At 63.8% G+C, this 21,017-nt stretch carries 22 protein-coding genes; 6 read left to right on the plus strand and 16 right to left on the minus strand.

Annotated features, from left to right (window positions below; translation table 11 throughout):
- Positions 1-467: 467 nt before the first annotated feature.
- Positions 468-2,000 (plus strand): NCS1 family nucleobase:cation symporter-1, encoded by a 1,533-nt coding sequence (locus ACF8SD_RS18780; protein ID WP_392484951.1) that lies wholly within the window; start codon positions 468-470, stop codon positions 1,998-2,000.
- A gap of 16 nt (positions 2,001-2,016) precedes the next feature.
- A complete protein-coding gene (locus ACF8SD_RS18785) occupies positions 2,017-2,745 on the plus strand; it encodes an aspartate/glutamate racemase family protein (protein WP_173888107.1) in 729 nt (242 codons plus the stop codon).
- A 174-nt stretch (positions 2,746-2,919) separates the two neighbouring features.
- Here ACF8SD_RS18785 and ACF8SD_RS18790 read toward each other — a convergent pair whose 3' ends face one another.
- The 3 genes from ACF8SD_RS18790 to ACF8SD_RS18800 form a co-directional block, all read right to left on the minus strand.
- Positions 2,920-3,582, minus strand: a complete 663-nt coding sequence (locus tag ACF8SD_RS18790; protein ID WP_392484952.1) for a histidine phosphatase family protein — start codon at positions 3,580-3,582, stop codon at positions 2,920-2,922.
- A 234-nt stretch (positions 3,583-3,816) separates the two neighbouring features.
- On the minus strand, positions 3,817-4,155 hold the full coding sequence (locus ACF8SD_RS18795) for an FKBP-type peptidyl-prolyl cis-trans isomerase (protein ID WP_173888103.1): 339 nt from the start codon (positions 4,153-4,155) through the stop codon (positions 3,817-3,819).
- Between the two features lie 39 nt (positions 4,156-4,194).
- Positions 4,195-5,136 carry a DMT family transporter gene (locus ACF8SD_RS18800; protein WP_392484953.1) on the minus strand — a complete coding sequence of 314 codons (942 nt, stop codon included), beginning with the start codon at positions 5,134-5,136 and terminating at the stop codon, positions 4,195-4,197.
- A 249-nt stretch (positions 5,137-5,385) separates the two neighbouring features.
- Here ACF8SD_RS18800 and ACF8SD_RS18805 point away from each other — a divergent pair, with 249 nt between their 5' ends.
- Complete coding sequence (locus ACF8SD_RS18805; RefSeq protein ID WP_392484954.1) at positions 5,386-6,279, plus strand: LysR substrate-binding domain-containing protein; 894 nt, start codon at positions 5,386-5,388, stop codon at positions 6,277-6,279.
- Position 6,280: 1 nt separating this feature from the next.
- Here the strand turns inward: ACF8SD_RS18805 and ACF8SD_RS18810 are convergent, their stop codons facing one another.
- The 13 genes from ACF8SD_RS18810 to ccmA form a co-directional block, all read right to left on the minus strand.
- The gene (locus ACF8SD_RS18810) at positions 6,281-6,688 is read right to left on the minus strand and encodes a GFA family protein (protein ID WP_110677418.1); all 408 of its coding nucleotides are present in this window, start codon (positions 6,686-6,688) and stop codon (positions 6,281-6,283) included.
- Positions 6,689-6,852: 164 nt separating this feature from the next.
- Positions 6,853-7,641, minus strand: coding sequence for a PhzF family phenazine biosynthesis protein (locus tag ACF8SD_RS18815; protein WP_392484955.1), 789 nt, complete (start codon positions 7,639-7,641; stop codon positions 6,853-6,855).
- A gap of 50 nt (positions 7,642-7,691) precedes the next feature.
- Positions 7,692-8,630: a 2-hydroxyacid dehydrogenase gene (locus ACF8SD_RS18820; protein WP_173888099.1), complete on the minus strand. Its 939-nt coding sequence runs from the start codon at positions 8,628-8,630 to the stop codon at positions 7,692-7,694.
- Positions 8,631-8,751: 121 nt separating this feature from the next.
- A complete protein-coding gene (locus ACF8SD_RS18825) occupies positions 8,752-9,162 on the minus strand; it encodes a hypothetical protein (protein WP_392484956.1) in 411 nt (136 codons plus the stop codon).
- A gap of 12 nt (positions 9,163-9,174) precedes the next feature.
- A complete protein-coding gene (gene ccmI / locus ACF8SD_RS18830; protein WP_392484957.1) occupies positions 9,175-10,371 on the minus strand; it encodes a c-type cytochrome biogenesis protein CcmI in 1,197 nt (398 codons plus the stop codon).
- Positions 10,364-10,840: a cytochrome c-type biogenesis protein gene (locus tag ACF8SD_RS18835; protein WP_392484958.1), complete on the minus strand. Its 477-nt coding sequence runs from the start codon at positions 10,838-10,840 to the stop codon at positions 10,364-10,366. Before ACF8SD_RS18835 ends, ccmI begins: the two co-directional genes overlap by 8 nt.
- Positions 10,837-11,373 (minus strand): DsbE family thiol:disulfide interchange protein, encoded by a 537-nt coding sequence (locus tag ACF8SD_RS18840; RefSeq protein ID WP_009681936.1) that lies wholly within the window; start codon positions 11,371-11,373, stop codon positions 10,837-10,839. The genes ACF8SD_RS18835 and ACF8SD_RS18840 overlap by 4 nt, the downstream gene beginning before the upstream one ends.
- Positions 11,370-13,343 carry a heme lyase CcmF/NrfE family subunit gene (locus tag ACF8SD_RS18845; protein WP_392484983.1) on the minus strand — a complete coding sequence of 658 codons (1,974 nt, stop codon included), beginning with the start codon at positions 13,341-13,343 and terminating at the stop codon, positions 11,370-11,372. Before ACF8SD_RS18845 ends, ACF8SD_RS18840 begins: the two co-directional genes overlap by 4 nt.
- 11 nt (positions 13,344-13,354) lie before the next feature.
- The gene (gene ccmE, locus ACF8SD_RS18850) at positions 13,355-13,810 is read right to left on the minus strand and encodes a cytochrome c maturation protein CcmE (protein ID WP_173888093.1); all 456 of its coding nucleotides are present in this window, start codon (positions 13,808-13,810) and stop codon (positions 13,355-13,357) included.
- Positions 13,807-13,983, minus strand: coding sequence for a heme exporter protein CcmD (ccmD, locus tag ACF8SD_RS18855; RefSeq protein WP_173888092.1), 177 nt, complete (start codon positions 13,981-13,983; stop codon positions 13,807-13,809). The genes ccmE and ccmD overlap by 4 nt, the downstream gene beginning before the upstream one ends.
- Positions 13,980-14,747, minus strand: a complete 768-nt coding sequence (locus ACF8SD_RS18860) for a heme ABC transporter permease (RefSeq protein WP_392484959.1) — start codon at positions 14,745-14,747, stop codon at positions 13,980-13,982. The genes ccmD and ACF8SD_RS18860 overlap by 4 nt, the downstream gene beginning before the upstream one ends.
- Positions 14,748-14,793: 46 nt before the next feature.
- Positions 14,794-15,462 (minus strand): heme exporter protein CcmB, encoded by a 669-nt coding sequence (ccmB, locus tag ACF8SD_RS18865; protein WP_173888088.1) that lies wholly within the window; start codon positions 15,460-15,462, stop codon positions 14,794-14,796.
- Positions 15,459-16,091, minus strand: a complete 633-nt coding sequence (gene ccmA, locus ACF8SD_RS18870) for a cytochrome c biogenesis heme-transporting ATPase CcmA (RefSeq protein WP_173888086.1) — start codon at positions 16,089-16,091, stop codon at positions 15,459-15,461. Before ccmA ends, ccmB begins: the two co-directional genes overlap by 4 nt.
- A 185-nt stretch (positions 16,092-16,276) precedes the next feature.
- Here ccmA and ACF8SD_RS18875 point away from each other — a divergent pair, with 185 nt between their 5' ends.
- The 3 genes from ACF8SD_RS18875 to ACF8SD_RS18885 are packed head-to-tail and all read left to right on the plus strand — an operon-like array spanning position 16,277 to position 20,975.
- Positions 16,277-17,833, plus strand: coding sequence for a flagellar hook-length control protein FliK (locus tag ACF8SD_RS18875; protein ID WP_173888084.1), 1,557 nt, complete (start codon positions 16,277-16,279; stop codon positions 17,831-17,833).
- Positions 17,830-18,183, plus strand: coding sequence for an EscU/YscU/HrcU family type III secretion system export apparatus switch protein (locus tag ACF8SD_RS18880; RefSeq protein ID WP_392484960.1), 354 nt, complete (start codon positions 17,830-17,832; stop codon positions 18,181-18,183). Before ACF8SD_RS18875 ends, ACF8SD_RS18880 begins: the two co-directional genes overlap by 4 nt.
- Positions 18,184-18,242: 59 nt before the next feature.
- On the plus strand, positions 18,243-20,975 hold the full coding sequence (locus tag ACF8SD_RS18885; RefSeq protein WP_392484961.1) for a dermonecrotic toxin domain-containing protein: 2,733 nt from the start codon (positions 18,243-18,245) through the stop codon (positions 20,973-20,975).
- The last annotated feature ends 42 nt before the right edge of the window (positions 20,976-21,017 follow it).

Below are 21,017 nucleotides of genomic sequence, written 5' to 3' on the forward strand. Positions count from 1 at the left end.
GTGCCCGCGAAAGGGCCGGCGCAGAAAAAGTTGACTGTTTTTTGTACACAGGAATGTCACCTTAAGTGCCATTTTTGTGTGCACTTTTTCAAGGTAACGCCCCAATACGTTACACCCGCCTCACAACAAATTTTGACCATTCGATCAACTAAGTTGCGGTCTTGAAAATTAAACCTGCTCATCTGGTCAACTTATAGCTCCATAATTTCATAAACTTATCTTTCAACAAGACAAATACCAAAAACTTCCCCGTCTAAAGTTGACTTTTCCTTGGCACAAAAATGGCTTTTGTGTGTTCGTGTTTTGTATACAACTCAAACAAAACATAAATACACAAAAACCCGCGACGCCGACCCAATGTTGGCCGCCGCGCCCAGAACCCTGTGATGCCAACGCTGCACCGACGAGATGGCGAGCCCGTGCGCATGCCCGCTCATCGCAGTCACTGTGCATCAGGAGCCGCCGGAATGAGTAGCAGCCTCGACCTTGCCCCTGAACAATCCGTCGCCAGCACCCACCCCGCTTCCACACTTGCCGGCAGCCAGCCGGAACTGGCGCTGAGCCCACGCCTGCATAACCGCGACCTCGCCCCGACGCGCACCGAAGGCCGCCGCTGGGGTGGCTACAGCATCTTCGCGTTGTGGACAAACGATGTGCACAATATCGCCAACTATTCGTTCGCCATGGGCTTATTCGCCCTCGGCCTGGGTGGCTGGCAAATCCTGCTGTCGCTGGCGATCGGCGCGGCGCTGGTGTACTTCTTCATGAACCTGTCCGGCTACATGGGGCAGAAAACAGGGGTACCGTTCCCGGTCATCAGCCGCATCGCCTTCGGCATCCACGGCGCGCAGATTCCGGCGCTGATCCGCGCGGTCATCGCCATTGCCTGGTTCGGTATCCAGACCTACCTGGCCTCGGTGGTGCTGCGTGTGCTGCTCACCGCCGTGTGGCCGCAACTGGCCAGCTACGACCACGACAGCATCCTCGGGCTGTCGAGCCTGGGCTGGGTGTGTTTCGTGGCGATCTGGCTGGTGCAGCTGGTGATCCTTGCCTACGGCATGGAGATGGTGCGCCGCTACGAAGGCTTTGCCGGCCCGGTCATCCTGCTGACCGTGGCTGCGCTGGCCGTGTTCATGTACTTCAGGGCCGACGCGCGCATCGCCTGGTCGGTGGCCGAGCCGCTGAGCGGTTATGAGATGTGGCGCAACATCTTTGCTGGCGGTGCCCTGTGGCTGGCGATCTACGGCACCCTGGTGCTCAACTTCTGTGACTTTGCCCGCTCCTCGCCGTGCCGCAAGACCATACGCGTAGGCAACTTCTGGGGCCTGCCGGTGAACATCCTGGTGTTCGCGGTGATCACCGTGGTGCTGTGCGGCGCGCAGTTCCAGATCAATGGCCAGATCATCGACAGCCCGACGCAGATCGTCGCCGCTATTCCCAGCACAACGTTCCTGGTACTCGGCTGCCTCGCCTTCCTGATCGTCACCGTGGCGGTGAACATCATGGCCAACTTCGTCGCCCCGGCGTTCGTGCTCAGCAACCTCGCCCCGCGCCACCTCAACTTCCGCCGCGCCGGGTTGATCAGCGCCACCGTCGCCGTGCTGATCCTGCCGTGGAACCTGTACAACAGCCCGCTGGTGATCGTGTATTTCCTCTCTGGCCTGGGCGCCCTGCTAGGCCCGCTGTACGGGGTGATCATGTCCGACTACTGGTTGCTGCGCAAAGGCTGCATCAACGTGCCGGAGCTGTACACCGAACACCCGACCGGCGCCTACCACTACAGCAAGGGCATCAACCTGCGCGCCGTGGCCGCCTTCGTACCCGCCGCACTGCTGGCCATTGTCCTGGCCCTGGTGCCGAACTTCCATGGCATCGCACCGTTCTCCTGGCTGATCGGTGCCGGCATCGCCGCCGCCATCTACCTGCTGATCGCACCACGCAACCGCCAATACCACGACGTCAGCGGCGAGTGCATTGCCGTCGACCACAGCTGCCATTAATCAGGGAGGACTGCCCATGCGTATTCTGATCGCCAACGTCAACACCACCGAAGCCATCACCGACGCCATTGCCGAGCAGGCCCGTGCGGTCGCCGCGCCCGGCACTGAAATCATCGGCCTTACCCCATGGTTTGGCGCCGAGTCGGTGGAAGGCAATTTCGAAAGCTACCTAGCCGCCATCGCGGTGATGGACCGCGTGCTGGCCTACGATGGCCCGTACGACGCCGTGATCCAGGCCGGTTACGGCGAACATGGCCGCGAAGGTCTGCAGGAACTGCTCAACGTGCCGGTGGTGGACATTACCGATGCCGCCGCCAGCACGGCCATGTACCTGGGCCATGCCTACTCGGTGGTGACCACCCTGGACCGTACCGTGCCGCTGATCGAAGACCGCCTGAAACTGTCGGGCCTGTATGACCGCTGCGCCTCCGTGCGGGCCAGCGGGCTGGCGGTACTGGAACTGGAAGCCGACCCGCAGCGGGCCGTGGAAGCGATTGTCGAGCAGGCCGAACGCGCCGTGCGTGACGACAAGGCCGAGGTGATCTGCCTGGGTTGCGGCGGCATGGCCGGGCTGGACGAGCAGATTCGCCAGCGCACGGGGGTGCCGGTGGTGGATGGGGTGAGTGCGGCGGTGACCATTGCCGAGTCGCTGGTGCGCATGGGGTTGAGTACCTCCAAGGTGCGCACCTATGCCACGCCGCGGGTGAAGAAGGTGGTGGGTTGGCCGATGCGGTTCGGCCGCTAGTCCTTTAGTTGCCAGTACCGGCCTCTTCGCGGGCACGCCCGCTCCCACCGGCTAACCACAAGCCTTAAGGCTGTGGGGTCCCTGTGGGAGCGGGCGTGCCCGCGAAGAGGCCGGCACAGGCCAACACATCACCCGGGCCAACCGCTGCACTGCCATAGCCAAGCACTAAAACCCTCATGTCGGGCAGCTATGCGCTCCGTCATTCAAACCCTGGCGCACGTTACGGCTGAGCAGGGTGGCCTTGCCGTCATGCCAGGTGAGGGTCAGTACGTAAAGGGTGTCAAAGTCATCGCCACGCCAGTCCTCGGTAATCACCCGGTCTTCACCCAGGGCCTTGCCGGCCACGGTGTTGATCAGTTCCGGCAGGTAGCCGTGGGACCAGGCGGTGTACACTGTAGCGTTGCGGTATTTGTCGCTCAGCAACTCATCGGCCAGCTCATCGGTGTCGTTGGCGCCGTAGTCGATGTTCACCGGCAGACCGAGGCGGATGGCGCTGGGGGTAATGGTCATCAGCGGGCGGATATAGCTATAGCTTTCGTCCATGCTGCCTTCCTCGACATGCCGCGAAGGGTTGGCGGCAAACACGAAGTCCGCCTTGCCGAAGCGCTCGGGCAGCAGCGTGGCCAGGTCCAGCGCCCGGTTGAGGCCCTGGCAGTTTAACTGGCCCAAGCCCTCGCCCGGTTTCTCGGCATGGCGCAGGAACACCAGCGTCTGGGTGCCATCCACCGGTTGCGCGCGGCTTTCGACAGCCTCCAGCGCCAGCGGTACGGCGACAGCTGTAAGCACCAGGCTCAGCAGCAGGTGACGGTGACGGCGGAAGAATGTTGGCAACTTCATCAAGGCAGGCTCGTGTGGCAGAGAAAATCGGGTTACCCGCCACATCGCCCCGGCAATTGCGGGACGCTATCAGTAGTGAAGGCCATCCTTGGCAACGAGTGAGGGTCAGAGTGCCCTGAACCCGTTTGGTTCCTCCCTGGAGGTGGATGCCGTTCCCTAGGCAAGGCCTAAGTTACGGCATGGGTGTTGCGCAATTGTGTACGGTGCAAGAACCTGCGGTTGCACTGCAGCCGCTCAATCATCCCGCGTCAGCACTTCCAGCAACTCGATCTCGAAGGTCAGGTCCGAATTCGGCGGAATCGCCCCCACACTGCGCTCGCCATAGCCCAGGTGCGCCGGTACCAGCAGCTTGCGTTTGCCGCCCACGCGCATGCCCATCAGGCCCTGGTCCCAGCCTTTGATCACCCGGCCGCTGCCGATCACGCACTGGAACGGCTTGCCGCGCGACCAGGACGAATCGAACTCACTGCCATCGGCCAGCCAGCCGGTGTACTGGGTAGTGATCAGGGCGCCTTTGACGGCGGCTTTGCCGTCCCCCTCGACCAGTTCAATGATCTGCAGTTCTTGGCTCACAGGCATACTCCAACGCTTGAAAACAAAGCCGCCCTTTTCTCAGGAATGCACCGGTTTGGCAAGCGCGCGTGGTGTTTCGTGCTGGCGCATCGACCACAGCACACCGCCCACCACCAGCACGATCGCCGCCGCTTCCAGCAGGCTTGGCCCGGTCTGCCGCCAGAGAAAGGCGTACAACAGCGCGAACAGGGTCTCGAACACAATCAGTTGCCCACTCAAGGTCAACGGCAAGCGTTTGGACGCGGCATTCCACAAAGCCATGGCCAACCACGAACCGAGCACCGCGCAGCCCAGGCTGGCCGCCCAGAACAGCCACCAGCGCGACATCGGCGCTTCTACCTGCAGTTGCTGCGGCTGCCACACCGCCAGGCCGGCGACCATCAGCAGGCTGGCCAGGCCTGTCATGACCCCACACAGCACCGACCATTGGTGGCTGTCAAAATGCCCGCACTGCTTCAGGTAGCGGCTGTTCTGCACGGCGTACCAGGTCCAGCAGGCCAACGCTGCCAGCGCGTAAAGCAGGCCCATCAGTTTGTCGCCGATGTCGCCGGGGGCGAAGGCGAAGGTTTCCAGGTTGATGCACAGCATGCCGGCAAGGATCAGCGCCAGCGGGCCGACCAGCCGCGCCAAAGGCACTGCGCCACTGTCATTACGCCCGTACAAGGTGATGGTCAGCGGCAGCACGCCGACGATCAGCGAAGCCGGGGCCACGCCCAGGCGCTGGATCGCTGCAACCAGGAACACGAAGTACACCAGGTTGCCGATCACTGCCAGGCGCAGCAGCATCCATGCATCGCTCGCGGTCAGCTGGCGCAGCTGGCGGGCCATGGGCAAGGCCAGCAACAGTGAGATCACGCCCACCATCAGGTAGCGCACGCTGCTCAGCAGCATCGGGTTGAACTCGGGCAACAGTTCGGGAACCATCAGCACCATGCCCCATAACGCACCGGCCATGCCGGCGTACACCACACCGCGTTTCACGTGTCTGCTCCTGTTTGAAGATGAGCGCAGGCTACCTGTGCGCGGGGTATCGGGCAAAAGATCAATTTGCATGGTGGCATTCCCTGGAGGAATGGCTCAGCGCTGATTATGATGCTGGCAATACTGGCCCTATCGCCGGCAAGCCGGCTCCCACAGGTATCGCGCAGGCCTGAGCATTGTGCGGTCCCTGTGGGAGCTGGCTTGCCGGCGATAGGGCCGGTGCAGCCAACCCGTTGCCCGGAATCGACCATGAGCCGCTACAGCCGCCACCTGCCCCCGCTTGATACCCTGATCGCCTTCGAGGCAGTGGCCCGCACGGGCAGCTTCACCCGCGCCGCCGGCGAGCTGTACCTGACCCAGAGCGCAGTGTCCAAGCAGATTCGCCTGCTCGAAGACCAGCTCGGCACGCAGCTGTTCGAACGCCGCGCCCGGGGCATTGCGCTGACCACTGCCGGCGAGCACTTTCATGGTTTTGTCGAGCCGATGCTGGACAAGCTGCTGGCCAACGTCCAGCGCCTTAAAAGCGGCCACGGCAGCCGCCATGTCAGCGTCATCTGCACCCACGCCGTGGCGCAATACTGGCTGTTCCCGCGCCTGCTGCGCTTCAACGAACAACACCCCGGGCTGACCGTGAACATCCACGCCAGCAATGACATCAACGAGAGCCTGGTGGCCGACTACGACTTCGGTATTCTCTACGGGCATGGCCGCTGGCGCTCGCTGCAGGCCAGCAAGCTGTTCGACGAAGTGATCTACCCGATTGCCAGCAACAACTGGGACCTGCGCCAGGTCGACAGCCTGACGGCGCTGCAGGCGCTGCCGCTGATCCAGCTCGATGCCTCGGCCTGGAACTGCCTGGACTGGCATGACTGGTTCGCCCACTTTGGCCTGCGCTACCAGGCACCGGCCGACGCACCCACCTTCAACCAGGTGAACCTGGTGTTCGACGCGGTGATGCAAGGCATGGGCGTGGGCCTTGGCTGGGAGTCCATGGCCCGTGACCGTATCAACAGCGGCCTGATCCGCCAGGTGTGCGATTTCGAGGTCCGCACCGGCCAGGCCGACTACTTGGTGCATGACCGCCAGACCCTGCCCTCGCCCGCCGCCCAAGTGTTTGCCGAGTGGCTGCTGGCGCAGGCCTGAATCAGCTGTTCTGCTCGAAGACTTCCTCGCCGGTCAGTTCCCTGGTCTGGTTGGCGAAGCAGTACCAGGCGGGTTTCTCTTCGACGAAAATCTGCATGTTGAAATCCCAGTCCTGGTCGCCATCGAGCAGGCCGACCGGTATGGCATGGAAGTCGTTGGCCTTGAGCCGGTAGTACAAGTGCGTGCCGCACTGGCCGCAAAAAGCACGCTGTGCCCAGTCGGACGAGTCATACACGCTGGGTGCACGCCCCTCGATCAGCGGGGGCTTGCTGCAATCAACCACCAGCAGCGGGCCACCGGTCCACTTGCGGCACATGCTGCAATGGCAGGCGCTGATGTGGGTATTGTCGACGGTGACGGTAAGCCGGGTGGCGCCGCACAGGCAGGTGCCGTGTTTTTCCAGGGCCATGGCTGGCTCCTTGAACAGGGGTTGGGCCATGTAGGAGCGGCCTTGTGTCGCGATCGGGCTGCAAAGCAGCCCCCGGATTGACGCATCAACGCGAAAATCGAGGGGCCGCGTTGCGGCCCGATCGCGACACAAGGCCGCTTCTACAGGCAGACGGTGTCAGCCTGTTAAATATAGACAGTTCCGCGCAGGTACAACGCCGCCCGCCCGCTGATGATCACCCGGCCATTACCCGGCACTTCACACAGCAACTGCCCTTTGCGCGCCCCGCCCTGCTCGCACGCCAGCACCTGCTTGCCCAGCCGCTCGGCCCACACTGGCGCGAGCGAGGTATGCGCCGAACCCGTCACCGGGTCTTCGTTCACACCCACGTTGGGGCCGAACCAGCGGGTGACGAAATCAAAACCACGTCCTGCAGCAGTCACCGCAATGCCGCGCACATCGAAGGCCGACAGTGCAACGAAGTCTGGCTTCAGGGTATCGAGCAGCAATGCGTCATCGATCACCACCACATAGTCGTCACTGCGGTACAGCGCCTGCGCCTGGCTCAGGCCCAGCGCTTGCAGCAGCCCCTGCGGCATGTCTTCGGCGAAGGGCTGCTTGGCCGGGAAGTCCATGGCCAACAGGCCGTCCGCACCGCGGCTGACGCGCAGTTCGCCACTGCGGGTATTGAAACGCAGCACCTGCGCCTGCTCGCCCAGTTGTTCGAACAGCACGTAGGCCGAGGCCAAGGTGGCGTGGCCGCACAGGTCGACTTCCACGGCCGGGGTGAACCAACGCAGGTCGTAGGTTTCGCCATTGCGCACGATGTAGGCGGTTTCCGACAGGTTGTTCTCTTCGGCAATGCGTTGCAGTACATCGTCCGGCAGCCAGCTTTGCAGGGGAATCACAGCTGCCGGGTTGCCGCCGAACGGCTCAGCGGAAAAGGCATCGACCTGGAAAATTTCGAGTTGCATGCACACGCTCCTTGTTGCCTGGGCGCTGCCAGGCAGATGTCTGAATAGGGTTACGGGCGTATAGGCGTCAATACCGGCTCACCGGCAAAAAACGCCTGCAGGTTGCGCAGCACCAGGGTCACCGTGTCGCGCGCCGCCTCGGGTGACTGGCCGGCTACATGGGGCGTTAGCACGGTGTTGGCCAGGGTTTTCAAGGCATCGGGCACGGCCGGCTCGTCGTCGAACACATCCAGCGCGGCGCCGGCCAGTTGGCCACGTTGCAGTGCGGCAACCAGCGCCTGGGTGTCGACCACGCTGGCCCGGGCGATATTCACCAGATAGCCCTCGGCGCCCAGCGCCTCCAGCACCCGGGCATCGACCAGATGCCGGGTACTGGCACCACCGGGGGTGGCCACGACCAGGATATCCACGGCATCGGCCAGGTGTTGTGGGCTGTCATACCAGGTGTAGGGCACACCCTGGCGCAGGGTGCGGCTGTGGTAGCTGACGGGCATGTCGAAGCCGAGGTGGGCGCGCTTGGCGATGGCCAGGCCTACGGCGCCGAGGCCGAGAATGCCCAGGCGCTTACCGCTTACCGAGGGGCTGATCACCCGGTTCCACTCGCCGCGGCGAGTGCTGGCATCGCCGCGGGGGATGTCGCGCAGCAGGGCCAGCAGCAGGGCCAGGGTGTGATCGGCAACGGCAGCAGCATTGGCCCCGGCGCCGTTGGTGACGGTAATGCCGCGTGCGGCGGCGGCGGCCAGGTCGACTTGTTCATAGCCGGCACCGATGACGCAGATGATCTGCAGGTTGGGCAATGCATCTATTTCGACAGCGGTCAGGCCCAATGGGCCGCGGGTGAGCACGGCGTCGATTTGATTGGCGTGGCGCTGGATGGCATCAGCCCGCTGTTGGGGTGACGGGGCACGAATAAGGCGGTAACCGGCCTGCTCCAGCAAGGGCAGGTAATCATCGACGGTTTCCACGAGTACCAAGACTGTCTTGTGCATGCCACCTCCGTTCACGAAGGGGCATTATGCGGACTTACGCTACAGTACAGTCAATGGCTAATTACCGTTCGAACTGTACTGTACGGGTACCCCTGGCAGTGGGTAGGGCCTGGCAAGCTCGCTATTGCGCGAATGCACGCCCCAACCCACCTGGCACCCCGCTGCTGTCGGTTTCCTGCCAAGGGCCATTCGGGCCTAGTGACCAGCTCCAACCATTGTCGAAGCGGTAGTAGGTCCGCTGCCGGTAGAACGTGTTGGGTTGTTTATCCAGCACATAGACGCCCAGTTTCGGGTCCCAGTGGCTGGCACCGCCCGGCGGTGGCGCGAAGCTGGCCGAGGTTCGCGGCATCGGCTTGGGAATGGCCGCCGGTCTGCCCGGCTGGGTAGAAGGCTGGCCGCCGGGCAATGGCTTGACCACCGGTCCCTGGGGCGGCACCCGCTCTATCGGCGGGTGCTCGTAGGGCTGCTGCGTCGTACACGCAGACAAACCCAGGGCCAGGGTAATCAGGGTCAGGCGGACGGCGCTGTGCATGGCATTGCTCTCTTACGGATCGGGGCTGTCGATGGTCAGGTGTTGGGTGGCCTGGGTCGCGCTGGACAGGGGTGCACCTTGGCCGATCCACTCACCTTGGGTCGGCTGCCCAGCACGCGACACACGTGCCATCAGTTGGACTTCGGCGAAGTCGGACAGTTTCATCTGCGGCATCATCGCGTCCGCATCAGACAACTCGACCTCGATCGGCAACTGCGCCACTGTCACCCGCTTGGCCGCCAACGGCATCGGTGGGCCATTACTGGCGCGGGCAAAGATGAACACGGTGTCGTCCGGCTTGACCTTGTCCCGCAACGCCGCCGCCAGCTCCACCCGCACCTTCAGGCGCGCCGCGACCGGCGCGGTTTCGCCCGCCGGTGCCGGCGAGCTGCCCAGGCGCTCGGCAGCGCGGTCGATGCCGCCTTGCAATGCCGCGCGCGATGCATCGCCCTCGGGCAACTGCGCCAGCAAACGCTGCCAGTAATCGATGGCTTGCTGGTAACGCTCGCCTTCGAAAGCGGCAATACCGCGCAGCCCCAGGCTGGTAACTTCGTTGGGGTCGCCCTTCAAGGCTTCGTCGGTGAGGGCCTGCAGCTGTGGGCTCCACTGTTTGTCAGCAGCAAAATACAGGGCTTGCGCCCACTGCCCCAGCAGCTCTGGCTGACGCCCGGCCAGGGCCACGGCACGTTCAAAGGTACGCGCAGCATCTGCCGGGCGCTGCTCGGCCATGTAGGCACGGCCGAGGAAATACACGGCTTCGGCCGAGTCTGGCTGGGCTTGCACCACACGCTCCAGGCGCGTGGTCATTTCCTCCATCGACTTCGGCGCCTGGGCCAACTCCTGGGTCAGGGCCACCTTGTCGGCTGCGCCAAAATGCAGGTACAACCCCAACGCCAGCACCGGCACCAACACCGCGGCCAGCAGGGGTAGTGCCTTGCCCAGGTGGCCTTGGCGCGGGGCGTCAGCGCCCTCGGTGTCGGCCAGCAGCTCACGGGCGGCTTCGTCGCGGCCCTGGGCCAACTGCGCTGCGTCAAGTACCCCGGCAGCCTGCTGCGCAGCCAGTTCGGCGACCCGCTCCTGATACAGGGCCACATTCAGGGCGGTACGGTCTTCTTCCTGCTGGCGACGACGGCCACGCAGGATCGGAATCAGCAGGAAGCTGAGGGCAGCGAGCAACAACAGGCCCGCGCTAAGCCAGAATTCAATCATGGGTCGGTTCTTTTTCCAGCAGTATGGCGAGACGCTCGCGTTCTTCAGCAGACAATGCATCGGTGCCTGGCGTGGCACTGCCACGACGCCGGCGCACGATCAGCGCCAACACCACGAACCCGCCCGCCAGCAGCAGCCCTGGGCCGAACCACAGCAGCCAGGTGCGGCCACTGAGCGCCGGCTTGTAGCGCACGAAATCGCCATAGCGGTCGACCATGAAGTCCACGATCTGCTGGTTGCTCTTGCCTTCGCCCAGCATGCGGAAGATCTCCCGGCGCAGGTCTGCAGCGATGGGGGCGTTGGAGTCGGCAATGTCCTGGTTCTGGCATTTTGGGCAGCGCAGTTCCTTGGTCAACGCCTGGTAACGCTGGCGCTCTGCCTCGTCGCGGAACTGGTAGGTATCGATGGCCGCCTTGGCCACGCTGGCCAGGCTCATGCCCAGCAGCACCGCTGCCAGCCAACGCTTCATGGTTTGGCCTCGTCGACCAGGCCCTGGTACAGCGGCGCCAGCTGCTCACGCCACACCGTGGCATCGACGATGCCCACATGCTTGTAGCGGATGATGCCCTTGGCATCGATCAGGAATGTTTCCGGCGCGCCGTACACCCCCAGGTCCAGGCCCAGGCTGCCCTGCTCGTCACGGATGTCCAGCTGGTAGGGGTTGTGGAAATCGGCCAGCCATTTGCGCGCAGCGGCGTTGTCGTCCTTGTAGTTGACCCCGTGAATCACCACGCCCTGCTGCGCCAGCTGGTTCAGGTATGGGTGCTCCACCTTGCACGACGGGCACCAGGTGGCCCACACGTTGACCAGTGCCGGGCGGCCGTGCAGGTCCGCCTCGGTCAGGGTACGGTCGCCCTGGGTCGAGGCAAGGGAAAACGCCGGGAACGCTTTGCCGATCATTGCCGAAGGCAGCTCGTCGGGCTTGAGGAACAGGCCCTTGTAGAGAAACACCGCCACCAGCAGGAACACTGCCAGGGGGACTACCATGATCCAACGCTTCATACAGCTGCTCCAGACACGCCCAGGGCCTCACGCACCCGGGTCTTGACCTTGACGCGGTAGCGCCGGTCGAGGGCCGCCAGCAACCCGCCCAGGCCCGTCAACAGACCGCCCAGCCAGATCCAGCGGACATAAGGCTTGATATGCACGCGCACCGCCCAGGCGCCGTTCTCCAGCGGCTCGCCGAGGGCCACGTACAGGTCGCGGGTGAAGCCGGCATCGATGCCGGCTTCGGTCATCATCGACTGCTGCACGGTGTACAGGCGTTTTTCCGGGTGCAGGGTGGTCACAGCCCGGCCATCGCGGCTGACCACGATCGTGCCTTTGTCGGAGATGAAGTTGGGCCCTTCGAAGTGCTTGGCACCTTCGAACAGGAAGTGGTAGCCACCCAACTCGACGCTCTCGCCCGGCGCCATGCGCAGGTCGCGTTCGGCGCTGTTGTTGCTCGACAACACCACCCCCAGCGCGCACACCGCCAGGCCCAGGTGCGCCAGCTGCATGCCCCAGTAACTGCGGCCCAGCCCCGGCAGGCCCTTGACCAGCCCCTTGTGGCGCGTCTTGTCGAGGATGTCACGCAGCCCGCCGAGCACCACCCAGGCAGCCAGGGCGAAGGCGGTCAGCGTCGGCCAGTCGAAGTCGTCGACGATCAGGCCGGCCAGCGGTGCAAGGATGGCGCTGCCAACCAGCACCGGGCTCATCATGCTCACCAGCCATTTGCCCGGGGTGTCCTTCCAGCGCACCACCACGCCAATGCTCAACACCACCATCAGCAGCGCCATCAACGGCAGGAACAACGCATTGAAATACGGTGGGCCAACCGACAGCTTCGCCCCGGTAAGGGCATCGAGCACCAGGGGGTAAAGGGTACCGAGCAGGATCATGGATGCCGCCACCACCAGCACCAGGTTATTGGCCAGCAGCAGTGTTTCCCGCGACCACAGGGCAAAGCCGACCTGGCTTTTGACCACCGGCGCGCGCAGGGCGAACAAGGTCAGCGAACCACCGACCACGAACAGCAGGAAGATCAGGATGAAAATGCCCCGCGACGGGTCTGCGGCAAACGCGTGCACCGAGGTCAGCACACCGGAACGCACCAGGAAGGTGCCCAGCAGGCTCAGCGAGAACGCGGCAATCGCCAGGAGCACGGTCCAGCTCTTGAACACCCCGCGCTTTTCGGTCACCGCCAGCGAATGGATCAGCGCAGTGCCCACCAGCCAGGGCATGAACGAGGCGTTTTCCACCGGGTCCCAGAACCACCAGCCACCCCAGCCCAGTTCATAGTAGGCCCACCATGAGCCCAGGGTAATGCCCACCCCCAGAAACGCCCAGGCGACGATGGTCCATGGCCGCGACCAGCGCGCCCAGGCGGCATCCAGGCGGCCACCGAGCAAGGCGGCGATGGCGAAGGCAAAGGCCACCGAGAAGCCCACGTAGCCCATGTACAGCATTGGCGGGTGCACGATCAGGCCGAAGTCCTGCAGCAGCGGGTTGAGGTCGCGGCCGTCGGTCGGCACCTGCGGCAGCATGCGCTGGAACGGGTTGGAGGTGATGATCAGGAAGCTCAAAAAACCTACGCTGATCATGCCCATCACTGCCAGCACGCGGGCCAGCATCACCTGCGGCAACTGCCGCGAGAACACCGACACGGCAAAGGTCCAGCCACCGAGAATCAGCGCCCACAGCAGCAAAGAGCCTTCGTGGGCGCCCCACACGGCGCTGAACTTGTAGTACCACGGCAAGGCGCTGTTGGAGTTGCTGGCCACGTAGGCCACCGAAAAGTTGTCGGTCATGAAGGCGTGGGTCAGGCAGGCGAAGGCGAACACCAGGAACGCGAACTGCCCCCAGGCCGCAGGCCGTGCCAGGCTCATCCACAGGCTGTCGCCGCGCCAGGCGCCAAGCAGCGGCACGCTGGCCTGCACAGCTGCAAAGCAGATGGCCAGGATCATCGCCAGCTGGCCCAGTTCAGGTATCACCAGTGCGGCGTTCATGGCTTGCTCCCCCCGCCAGCGGCTGCCTGGCCGCTTTCCTTGAGGGCCTTGGTAACCTCGGGCGGCATGTATTTCTCGTCATGCTTGGCCAGCACTTCATCGGCTACCACCACGCCCTGGTCATTGAGCTTGCCCAGGGCGACGATGCCCTGCCCTTCGCGGAACAGGTCGGGCAGGATGCCGCGGTAGGTGATCGGCACCGATTTGTTGAAGTCGGTGACCACGAAGCGTACGTCCAGCGAGTCGGACGAGCGTTGCACCGAGCCTTTCTCGACCATGCCGCCCGCGCGGATACGGGTGTCCAGCGGCGCGTCGCCATTGGCAATTTGAGTGGGGGTATAAAACAGGTTGATGTTCTGCTGCAGTGCGCTCAAGGCAAAGCCGACGGCAACCCCGACGCCGACCAACAGGCCGGCGATGAGCAACAGGCGTTTCTTGCGCTGCGGATTCACTGGTTGTTCTCCCGGCGCAAACGGCGCGCCTCTTCTTGCAGGTAGCGACGACGAGCGAGCAGCGGCGCGGCGACATTCAGCGCCAGCACCACCAGGCAGATGCCATAGGCCGACCACACGTAAAGGCCGTGGTGGCCCATGGCAAGGAATTCGTCGAAGGTGGCAAAGCTCATGGTGCGGCCCTCCGCCCAAGGCTGTTCAAGACTTCGTCCTTGACCCAACTGGCGCGCGCCTCGCGCTTTAGCACTTCCAGGCGCATGCGCAGCAGCAGCACAGCGCCGAAGAAGCTGTAGAAACCCAGCGCCGTGCACAGCAGCGGCAGCCACATTTCTGCCGGCATCGCCGGTTTTTCGGTGAGGGTGAAGGTGGCGCCCTGGTGCAGGGTGTTCCACCACTGCACCGAGTACTTGATGATCGGGATGTTCACCACGCCGACGATCGCCAGCACCGCACAGGCTTTGGCTGCGCTGTCACGATTACTGATCGCCTGGCCCAGCGCAATAATGCCGAAGTACAGGAACAGCAGGATAAGCATGGACGTAAGTCGGGCATCCCATACCCACCAACTGCCCCAGGTCGGCTTGCCCCAGATGGCACCGGTGACCAGCGCCACCGCGGTCATCCACGCGCCGATCGGGGCCGCACATTGCAGGGCGACATCGGCCAGCTTCATCTTCCACACCAGCCCCACCACCCCGGCCACGGCCAGCAGCACATAGCAGGACTGCGCCAGCATCGCCGCCGGCACGTGGATATAGATGATGCGGAAGCTGTTGCCTTGCTGGTAGTCCTGGGGGGCGAAGGCCAGGCCCCAGGTGATGCCGACCAGCAGCAGAAGCACGGCGGCAGTGGCCAGCCATGGCAGCATGCGGCCGCTGATGGCATAGAACCATTTCGGGGAGCCCAGCTTGTGGAACCACGTCCAGCTTATTTTCATCAGGGTACATCCAGGGTATTTGCCGGGCTTGAGAGCCCGGGACTCGTTATTCGCCGACGCTGATCTTCAGCCCGGCCGCTATCGCAAAGGGTGCCAGGGTCACGGCCAGGGCGGTGAGGCTGGCGAGCCAGAGCAAATGGCCGGTTGCCGGCATATTCTGCAACGCCGCTTGCAACGCACCACTGCCCAGGATCAATACAGGGATATACAACGGCAAAATCAGCAACGCCAGTAACAAACCGCCGCGCTTGAGGCCAACGGTCAGCGCCGCGCCTACCGCACCCAGCAAGCTCAGTACCGGCGTACCCAGCAGCAGTGAAGCGAGCAGCACCGGCAGACAGTGGCCGGGCAAGCCCAGCATCAAGGCCAGCAGCGGCGCCAACAATACCAGCGCCAGCCCGGAAAAGATCCAGTGCGCCAGCACCTTGGCCAGCACCAGCAGCGCCAGCGGGTGCGGCGACAGCACCCACTGCTCCAGCGAGCCGTCCTCGAAATCACTTCGGAACAGGCCGTCCAGGGACAGCAGCACCGCCAGCAACGCGGCCACCCACACCAAGCCCGGCGACAAGGTTTGCAACAATTGGCTCTCAGGGCCGACCGCGAGCGGGAACAGGGCCACGACGATGGCGAAGAACACCAGTGGGTTGGCCAACTCGGCCGGGCGCCGGAACAACAGGCGCGCTTCACGGCGCAGTAACAGGTTGAATACGCTCATGCCGCCCATTGCCCCAGGTTCAGTTCACGGTAGCCGGCTGGCTTGCGCGTCAGCGTGTGGTGGGTCGTCAGCACGACGGTGCCGCCCTGCTCGCAGTGCGCCACCAGGTGTGCTTCCAGTTGCGCCACGCCCTGCTTGTCGAGGGCGGTGAACGGCTCATCGAGAATCCACAGCGGCGGGCCGGCCAGGTGCAAGCGGGCCAGGGCCACGCGGCGCTGCTGGCCGGCCGACAGGGTGTGGCAAGGCACATCTTCGAAACCGCGCAGGCCTACCGCCGCCAGTGCTGCCCAGATAGCGTCGCGGCTGGCCGGTTGATGCAGGGCGCACAGCCAGGTGAGGTTTTCCTCGGCGGTCAGCAGGTCCTTGATGCCGGCGGCATGGCCAATCCACAGCAGGAGGCTGGCCATGGCATGACGCTGCTCAGCCAACGGCTTGCCACCCAGCAGAATCTGCCCGGCGGTCGGCTGCATCAGCCCGGCCAACAGGCGCAGCAGGCTGGTCTTGCCACTGCCGTTGGGGCCACTGATCTGCAGCATGTCGCCCGCACCCAGCTCGAAATCGAGCTGCTCGAACAGCAGGCGCCAGTCGCGCTCGCAGGCCAGGCCTGCGGCTTGGAGGTGGAAGGTCACGGTTTCGCCTTATCGTGTAGAGGGCCTCAGGCCGGTGTTGCCGGGTTGGCAGGCGAGCCAACCTGAAGCCTCGTGTCTCAAGTCGCCCGGTGCGCTGCCGTTATACTGGCAACCATGGGCGGTCGGCATTATTGCACGCGCCGCTGCGCTGCCAAGAGGCCGGGTTCGACAGGTTGTATACAATCATGACTGAAATCAATAGTCTTGGCGCACAAACTGCGCTTGGCAACCAAGCCACCAAGGCGGCCATGACCGGCGAGACCCTGCGGCTGGTCCAGCCCCAGCCCGGTTTGCTGGCGCCCGGTGAAACCGCGCAAGCCCACGTGCTGGCGTTGCGTCAGACCGGCCAGGAGTTCCAGCTGCTCCTACGGCTGGTCCAGGCCAACGGCGCACAGACCCAACTGCAGGCGAGCGCCGGCCAACCCCTGGCCCCAGGTAGCCAGGTTACCGTCAGCCAGACCGAAGGCAATCGCCTGGCCATCTTATTGCAGCAGGCCGCTGCCAGCCAGGCCGCCACCCTGACCCGCCTGGATACCCGCCAGCTATCTGTCGGCACGCTTTTGCAAGGCAAGGTCCTGACCAACCAGGCATTGCCCCAGGCGCCTGGGCAGGCGCCGGTCTATCGGGCATTGATCAGTTTGCTCAACAGCGCCCAGGCCGGTGCCACGCTGAGCATCGACAGCCCCCGCCCGCTGGTCGTTGGCAGCCTGCTGAGCGCGCTGGTGCAAAGCGATCAGTCACTGCGCTTCGTGCCACTGAGTGGCAGGCAGGAGCAGCTGAGCATTGCTCAGCAGCTAATGACCCAACAGAACCGCCAGGCCTCGCTGCCCGGCCTGCTCGACGCGCTGCAGCAGCTCACCCGCAGTGCCGATGCCCCTGGCGACCTGCGCGCCAGTGCCGAACGCCTGCTGGCCGGCCTGCCGGACGTACGGCAACTGGCGGACGCCAAAGGCGTGGCACAAGCCCTGAGCAACAGCGGTGCCTTCCTTGAAGCAAAATTGCTGGGCGGCTTCCCTGCCAGTGTCGCCACCGACCTCAAGGCACACCTGCTGCAGCTGGTGGCGCAGGCACCGAGCCTGCCGCCCGGTACGCCAAGCCTGGCCCCGGACAGCCTGGCCGTGACCATGCCCGCCGTGGCACGCGGCGCCCTGGGCATGCTCGAACGGGTGAGCCCCAAGCCACAGCCCGGGGCATTCCCGCTGCCGTCGCGGTTGCTGAAGGCGCTGGAAGACGAAGGCGACCTGCAACAGCTGCTGCGCCTGGCCGCAGCGGCCATTTCCCGCCTGCAGAGTCACGCCATGAGCAGCTTGCAACAAAGCGGCACACTGGAAAACGGCAACCTGCAGACCACGTGGCAAACCGAAGTGCCGATTCGCCACGGCCAGGAGTTCATCCCCTTGCAGGTCAAAGTGCAGCGCGAAGAAACGCCACGGCAGCAGGCCGATCGTGAACATGAAGCACGCGACTCGCTGCAAGCCCTTTGGCGTATCGACCTGGCTTTCGACCTGCCCCCGCTGGGCCCCATGCAGGTCCAGGCCCAGTTGAATCAAGGGCAGCTGTCGGGCCAACTGTGGGCCGAGCGCGAGCAGACCGCGCGCCTGATCGACAGCCAGCTAAGCAGCCTGCGCGAACGCTTGCTTGCCCGCGGCCTGGAGGTCGGCGACCTGGAATGCCGTGCGGGCATCCCACCGCAAGGCCCCCGTACCCGAGTGGAACAACGCTGGGTGGACGAAAACGCATGAACGACCGACAACCCCGCCAGGCCATTGCCTTGAGCTACGATGGCCAGCAGGCGCCGAGCCTGACGGCCAAAGGTGACGACAGCGTAGCCGACGCCATACTGGCCCTGGCCCGCGAGCACGACGTTCCCATCTATGAAAACGCCGAGCTCGTACGCTTGCTGGCCCGCCTGGAACTGGGCGAGCAGATCCCTGAGGCGCTGTACCTGACCATCGCCGAAATCATCGCCTTTGCCTGGCAACTGCGTGGCAAGGTGCCCGTGGGCTTCGACGACGAGCCGTCCGGCGAGCGCGACATTACCCCAGCGCCCCCGCTGATGAGCGTGCTACCAGCGGATGACAGCATTAATTAGCACTTGAGCGGTGTGCCCGCTGGCTACCCTGCAACGCCGATAGCCACGGACACCCAGCGATGAACCTCCCACAACCCATGAAGCAGCGCCTGTTGCACAGTGCGCTGGCCCAGATGCCGCGCCCCGATACATTGGCCGACAAGCTATTGCGCGACTGGCTTGCGCAACGCGGTGTGCTCCTGTCCCCCGCTGACATCGACGTCGTCACCTTCCACTACCAGGACGCAGAGCGCGAAGAGGGCCAACCTTGGCTACCTCCGCAGGCCAAGGTGATTCAACGCACCAGCCTGACCGATGCCCTGCTGGGCAACTGGCAAGGTGAGCCAGCCAATGGCAGTTTTCGGATTGGCGATTGGGCGGGTATGGCACCGCGGGAAGCCGTGACGTTTGTCGACCGGATGCGACCCCCACCCCTGCTTTCCAACGCGTCTGCCTATCGCGTATTCAACGGCCTTTATCAACGTACCGCGAATCAGGAGCTCAGCCCGGCGACCCTGCTGCCCATCCGTGCCGAGGTCTTTCAGGACTATGTATGGGGTTTGCACCTGCACGCTCGCCTGAAGACGCAATTGGACAATTATTGGCAGCAAAGCCAGGCCGACTATGCGCGCGCACTGGAAATTGCCTTCATCACCGCCTGCAACAATCAGGTCGGCGAGGGTAGCCTGAGTCTCGCTGCCTGGCGCCTGGCCTGGCAGGCCGTGGGCCTGTTGCCACAGGACACCCGCGCGATAAAGACCCGCCTGCTGAATGTATACGGCTATTACAGCACATCGATCATCTACATCACGGCCGACGACAGCAGCACCGTTGTGCTCCATATACCGGGCAACGCGTCGCCTTTACATGAGTTCCCAAACCTGTCCGCGCTCAAGCACTGGTTTGCCCAACAATGCAAAGACCCAGCACGCCGCGAGTGGTTGCAGCAGTGTTTCTCACCTGCCGATTGGCCCGACGGCCTGGAGTTCAGCGGCCTGATCACCGCCCTGGAAGGGCTTGGCTGCTATCCCGCTGCGCATCACCTGCCCGTGAATCGTCCAGGCTTTGCCACCAGCGGTGTCTGGGATCCTGAAGCTACCATCGAGTTCGGGGCTTCGACGGACAACCCGCCCATCACAGGTAACCTGTTCGTCCACCTGGCTGACTGCCAGAAGCAGCGCAGTTACGCCGATATGGATTACCGCGTCATCACCAACCGCCAGGTCGACACGACGCGCTGGGCGAACTACCTGAACGTTGCCCAGTGCATACTGGCGCCTTTATGCGTAGCGCTACCGGGGTTCATTCCGGTGATGGTACTGGGTGGCCTGGCCCAATTCGGCCTGGGCATGGACCAGATGATCAACGGTCATTCGCTGAACGAGAAAGCTCAAGGGGTCGAGAACCAAGCCTTCGGTCTGTTCAACGCATTGCCCTTGCCTGTCGGCGTCGCCCGCGCCAGCCAGCCGTTCCAATATTGGTGGCCAGGGCTGGTGCGGCCTTCCCAGCTAGCCGAGCTGCTGGGCAAAACGGCCAACGCGAGCCTGCCGACGGACACGTTCGAGTGGGTACCGGCACAAGCGGCGTTCCGCCAGACGGCACACATTTCACAGGCCCCGGCGCGCGTCGTGGTGACACGTGTGGCCGATGATCTGAACCACTACTTCGAGGGCGCATTCCAGTCCAGCCGAGGCATCGAACTGCAGCCTGTGATGTACGACGTGCACACCGACAGTTTCATCAAACTGTCCGACTACCTGCAGGCACCCCATGAGCGCTGGATGATCGACCCCGGCGCATCTGCGTGGCTGGTCCGTGTGGCCAACGCCCACCGCGTCGTCACCGACGCACAGCGCATGGCCACCCTGGAGCAGTTAGGCATCCAGCTGGATCTACCCATCGACTACGACCAGTTCGACGCCTTGGAGCGCACGCCAATTCCCCGCATCGTTTCCAGCATATGGGTGGGTGACAAGGCCATTTCCGACGTCTTTCTGGAGGCGCTCGCACATAACGCCAAGGCCCTGGAAAATACGGAGTACCAGTACCAGCTGTTTCTTTCGCGGCAAAGCCCCAGGGCCTACACCGCCAACCTCACGCTGCTGAGGAACGAGTCGCTTCACCTAAGCGTGCTGCCCCTTGAAGACCAGCCGTTCTACCAGGCGTTCGCGCGTTCGGCCTACTTCGCCCAGTACCAGGCCGCACTGGGGGTCACCCACCCGGGCATGACCAATTTCAGCTCGGCGTGCGACATCCTTCGCTACCGCTTACTCAAGCATTTCGGTGGTTTGTATCTCGATGCCGACGACCGTCTGCTCAATGCCGCATCGGAATCGGGCGGTGCAACCCTGGCCAGGCAAACCCTGCGCACGACCGCCGATGGCTTGCTGCTGCCTCCTCCCGTTTCCAACGACCAATTGGGCATGTACATCAAGTACAACACCAGCATGATCGGCAGCCACCCTGGTAACCCGACACTGGACGCGATTTCCGACGAGATCCTGAAACGCTTCCAGCAAGACCCGACGTTTTACACCGAACGGCCCGATGGGGTCCTCAACCCCGTGGCGTTCAACGCCTACGCCAGGCGGCTGAACCGCTTGACCGGGCCAGGGGTACTCAATGATGTCATCGACGCCCGGCTGCCGTGGCTCAGACAGTTACGCGAGCTGTGCAAGCTGCTGGTATCCCCTGTCTATCAGATGCACCACACCGTTCAACCTAGCCGGTTGAGCCAACTGATTCGTGAGCATGCCCCCCTGGACCGCTACATCGAAACGGGGCGCGCGCATAGTTGGCGATACACCAGATGACGCCATAGCGGGCGTATGTAGTTATCTACCACTGGCGTGCAG

It is taken from the genome of Pseudomonas sp. CJQ_9 (genome assembly GCF_043106615.1).
Taxonomy (GTDB): Bacteria; Pseudomonadota; Gammaproteobacteria; order Pseudomonadales; family Pseudomonadaceae; genus Aquipseudomonas; species Aquipseudomonas juntendi.

Bases quoted from the DNA above. Each gene is read 5' to 3' on its own strand.
- ACF8SD_RS18805 (WP_392484954.1), top strand. From the start codon at position 5,386: ATGAGCCGCTACAGCCGCCACCTGCCCCCGCTTGATACCCTGATCGCC.
- ACF8SD_RS18790 (WP_392484952.1), bottom strand. From the start codon at position 3,582: ATGAAGTTGCCAACATTCTTCCGCCGTCACCGTCACCTGCTGCTGAGC.
- ACF8SD_RS18815 (WP_392484955.1), bottom strand. From the start codon at position 7,641: ATGCAACTCGAAATTTTCCAGGTCGATGCCTTTTCCGCTGAGCCGTTC.
- ccmD (WP_173888092.1), bottom strand. From the start codon at position 13,983: ATGAGCTTTGCCACCTTCGACGAATTCCTTGCCATGGGCCACCACGGC.
- ACF8SD_RS18820 (WP_173888099.1), bottom strand. From the start codon at position 8,630: ATGCACAAGACAGTCTTGGTACTCGTGGAAACCGTCGATGATTACCTG.
- ACF8SD_RS18780 (WP_392484951.1), top strand. From the start codon at position 468: ATGAGTAGCAGCCTCGACCTTGCCCCTGAACAATCCGTCGCCAGCACC.
- ccmB (WP_173888088.1), bottom strand. From the start codon at position 15,462: ATGAGCGTATTCAACCTGTTACTGCGCCGTGAAGCGCGCCTGTTGTTC.
- ccmI (WP_392484957.1), bottom strand. From the start codon at position 10,371: ATGATTGAATTCTGGCTTAGCGCGGGCCTGTTGTTGCTCGCTGCCCTC.
- ACF8SD_RS18825 (WP_392484956.1), bottom strand. From the start codon at position 9,162: ATGCACAGCGCCGTCCGCCTGACCCTGATTACCCTGGCCCTGGGTTTG.
- ACF8SD_RS18840 (WP_009681936.1), bottom strand. From the start codon at position 11,373: ATGAAGCGTTGGATCATGGTAGTCCCCCTGGCAGTGTTCCTGCTGGTG.
- ACF8SD_RS18875 (WP_173888084.1), top strand. From the start codon at position 16,277: ATGACTGAAATCAATAGTCTTGGCGCACAAACTGCGCTTGGCAACCAA.
- ACF8SD_RS18885 (WP_392484961.1), top strand. From the start codon at position 18,243: ATGAACCTCCCACAACCCATGAAGCAGCGCCTGTTGCACAGTGCGCTG.
- ACF8SD_RS18860 (WP_392484959.1), bottom strand. From the start codon at position 14,747: ATGAAAATAAGCTGGACGTGGTTCCACAAGCTGGGCTCCCCGAAATGG.
- ACF8SD_RS18880 (WP_392484960.1), top strand. From the start codon at position 17,830: ATGAACGACCGACAACCCCGCCAGGCCATTGCCTTGAGCTACGATGGC.
- ACF8SD_RS18810 (WP_110677418.1), bottom strand. From the start codon at position 6,688: ATGGCCCTGGAAAAACACGGCACCTGCCTGTGCGGCGCCACCCGGCTT.
- ACF8SD_RS18785 (WP_173888107.1), top strand. From the start codon at position 2,017: ATGCGTATTCTGATCGCCAACGTCAACACCACCGAAGCCATCACCGAC.
- ACF8SD_RS18835 (WP_392484958.1), bottom strand. From the start codon at position 10,840: ATGAAGCGTTGGCTGGCAGCGGTGCTGCTGGGCATGAGCCTGGCCAGC.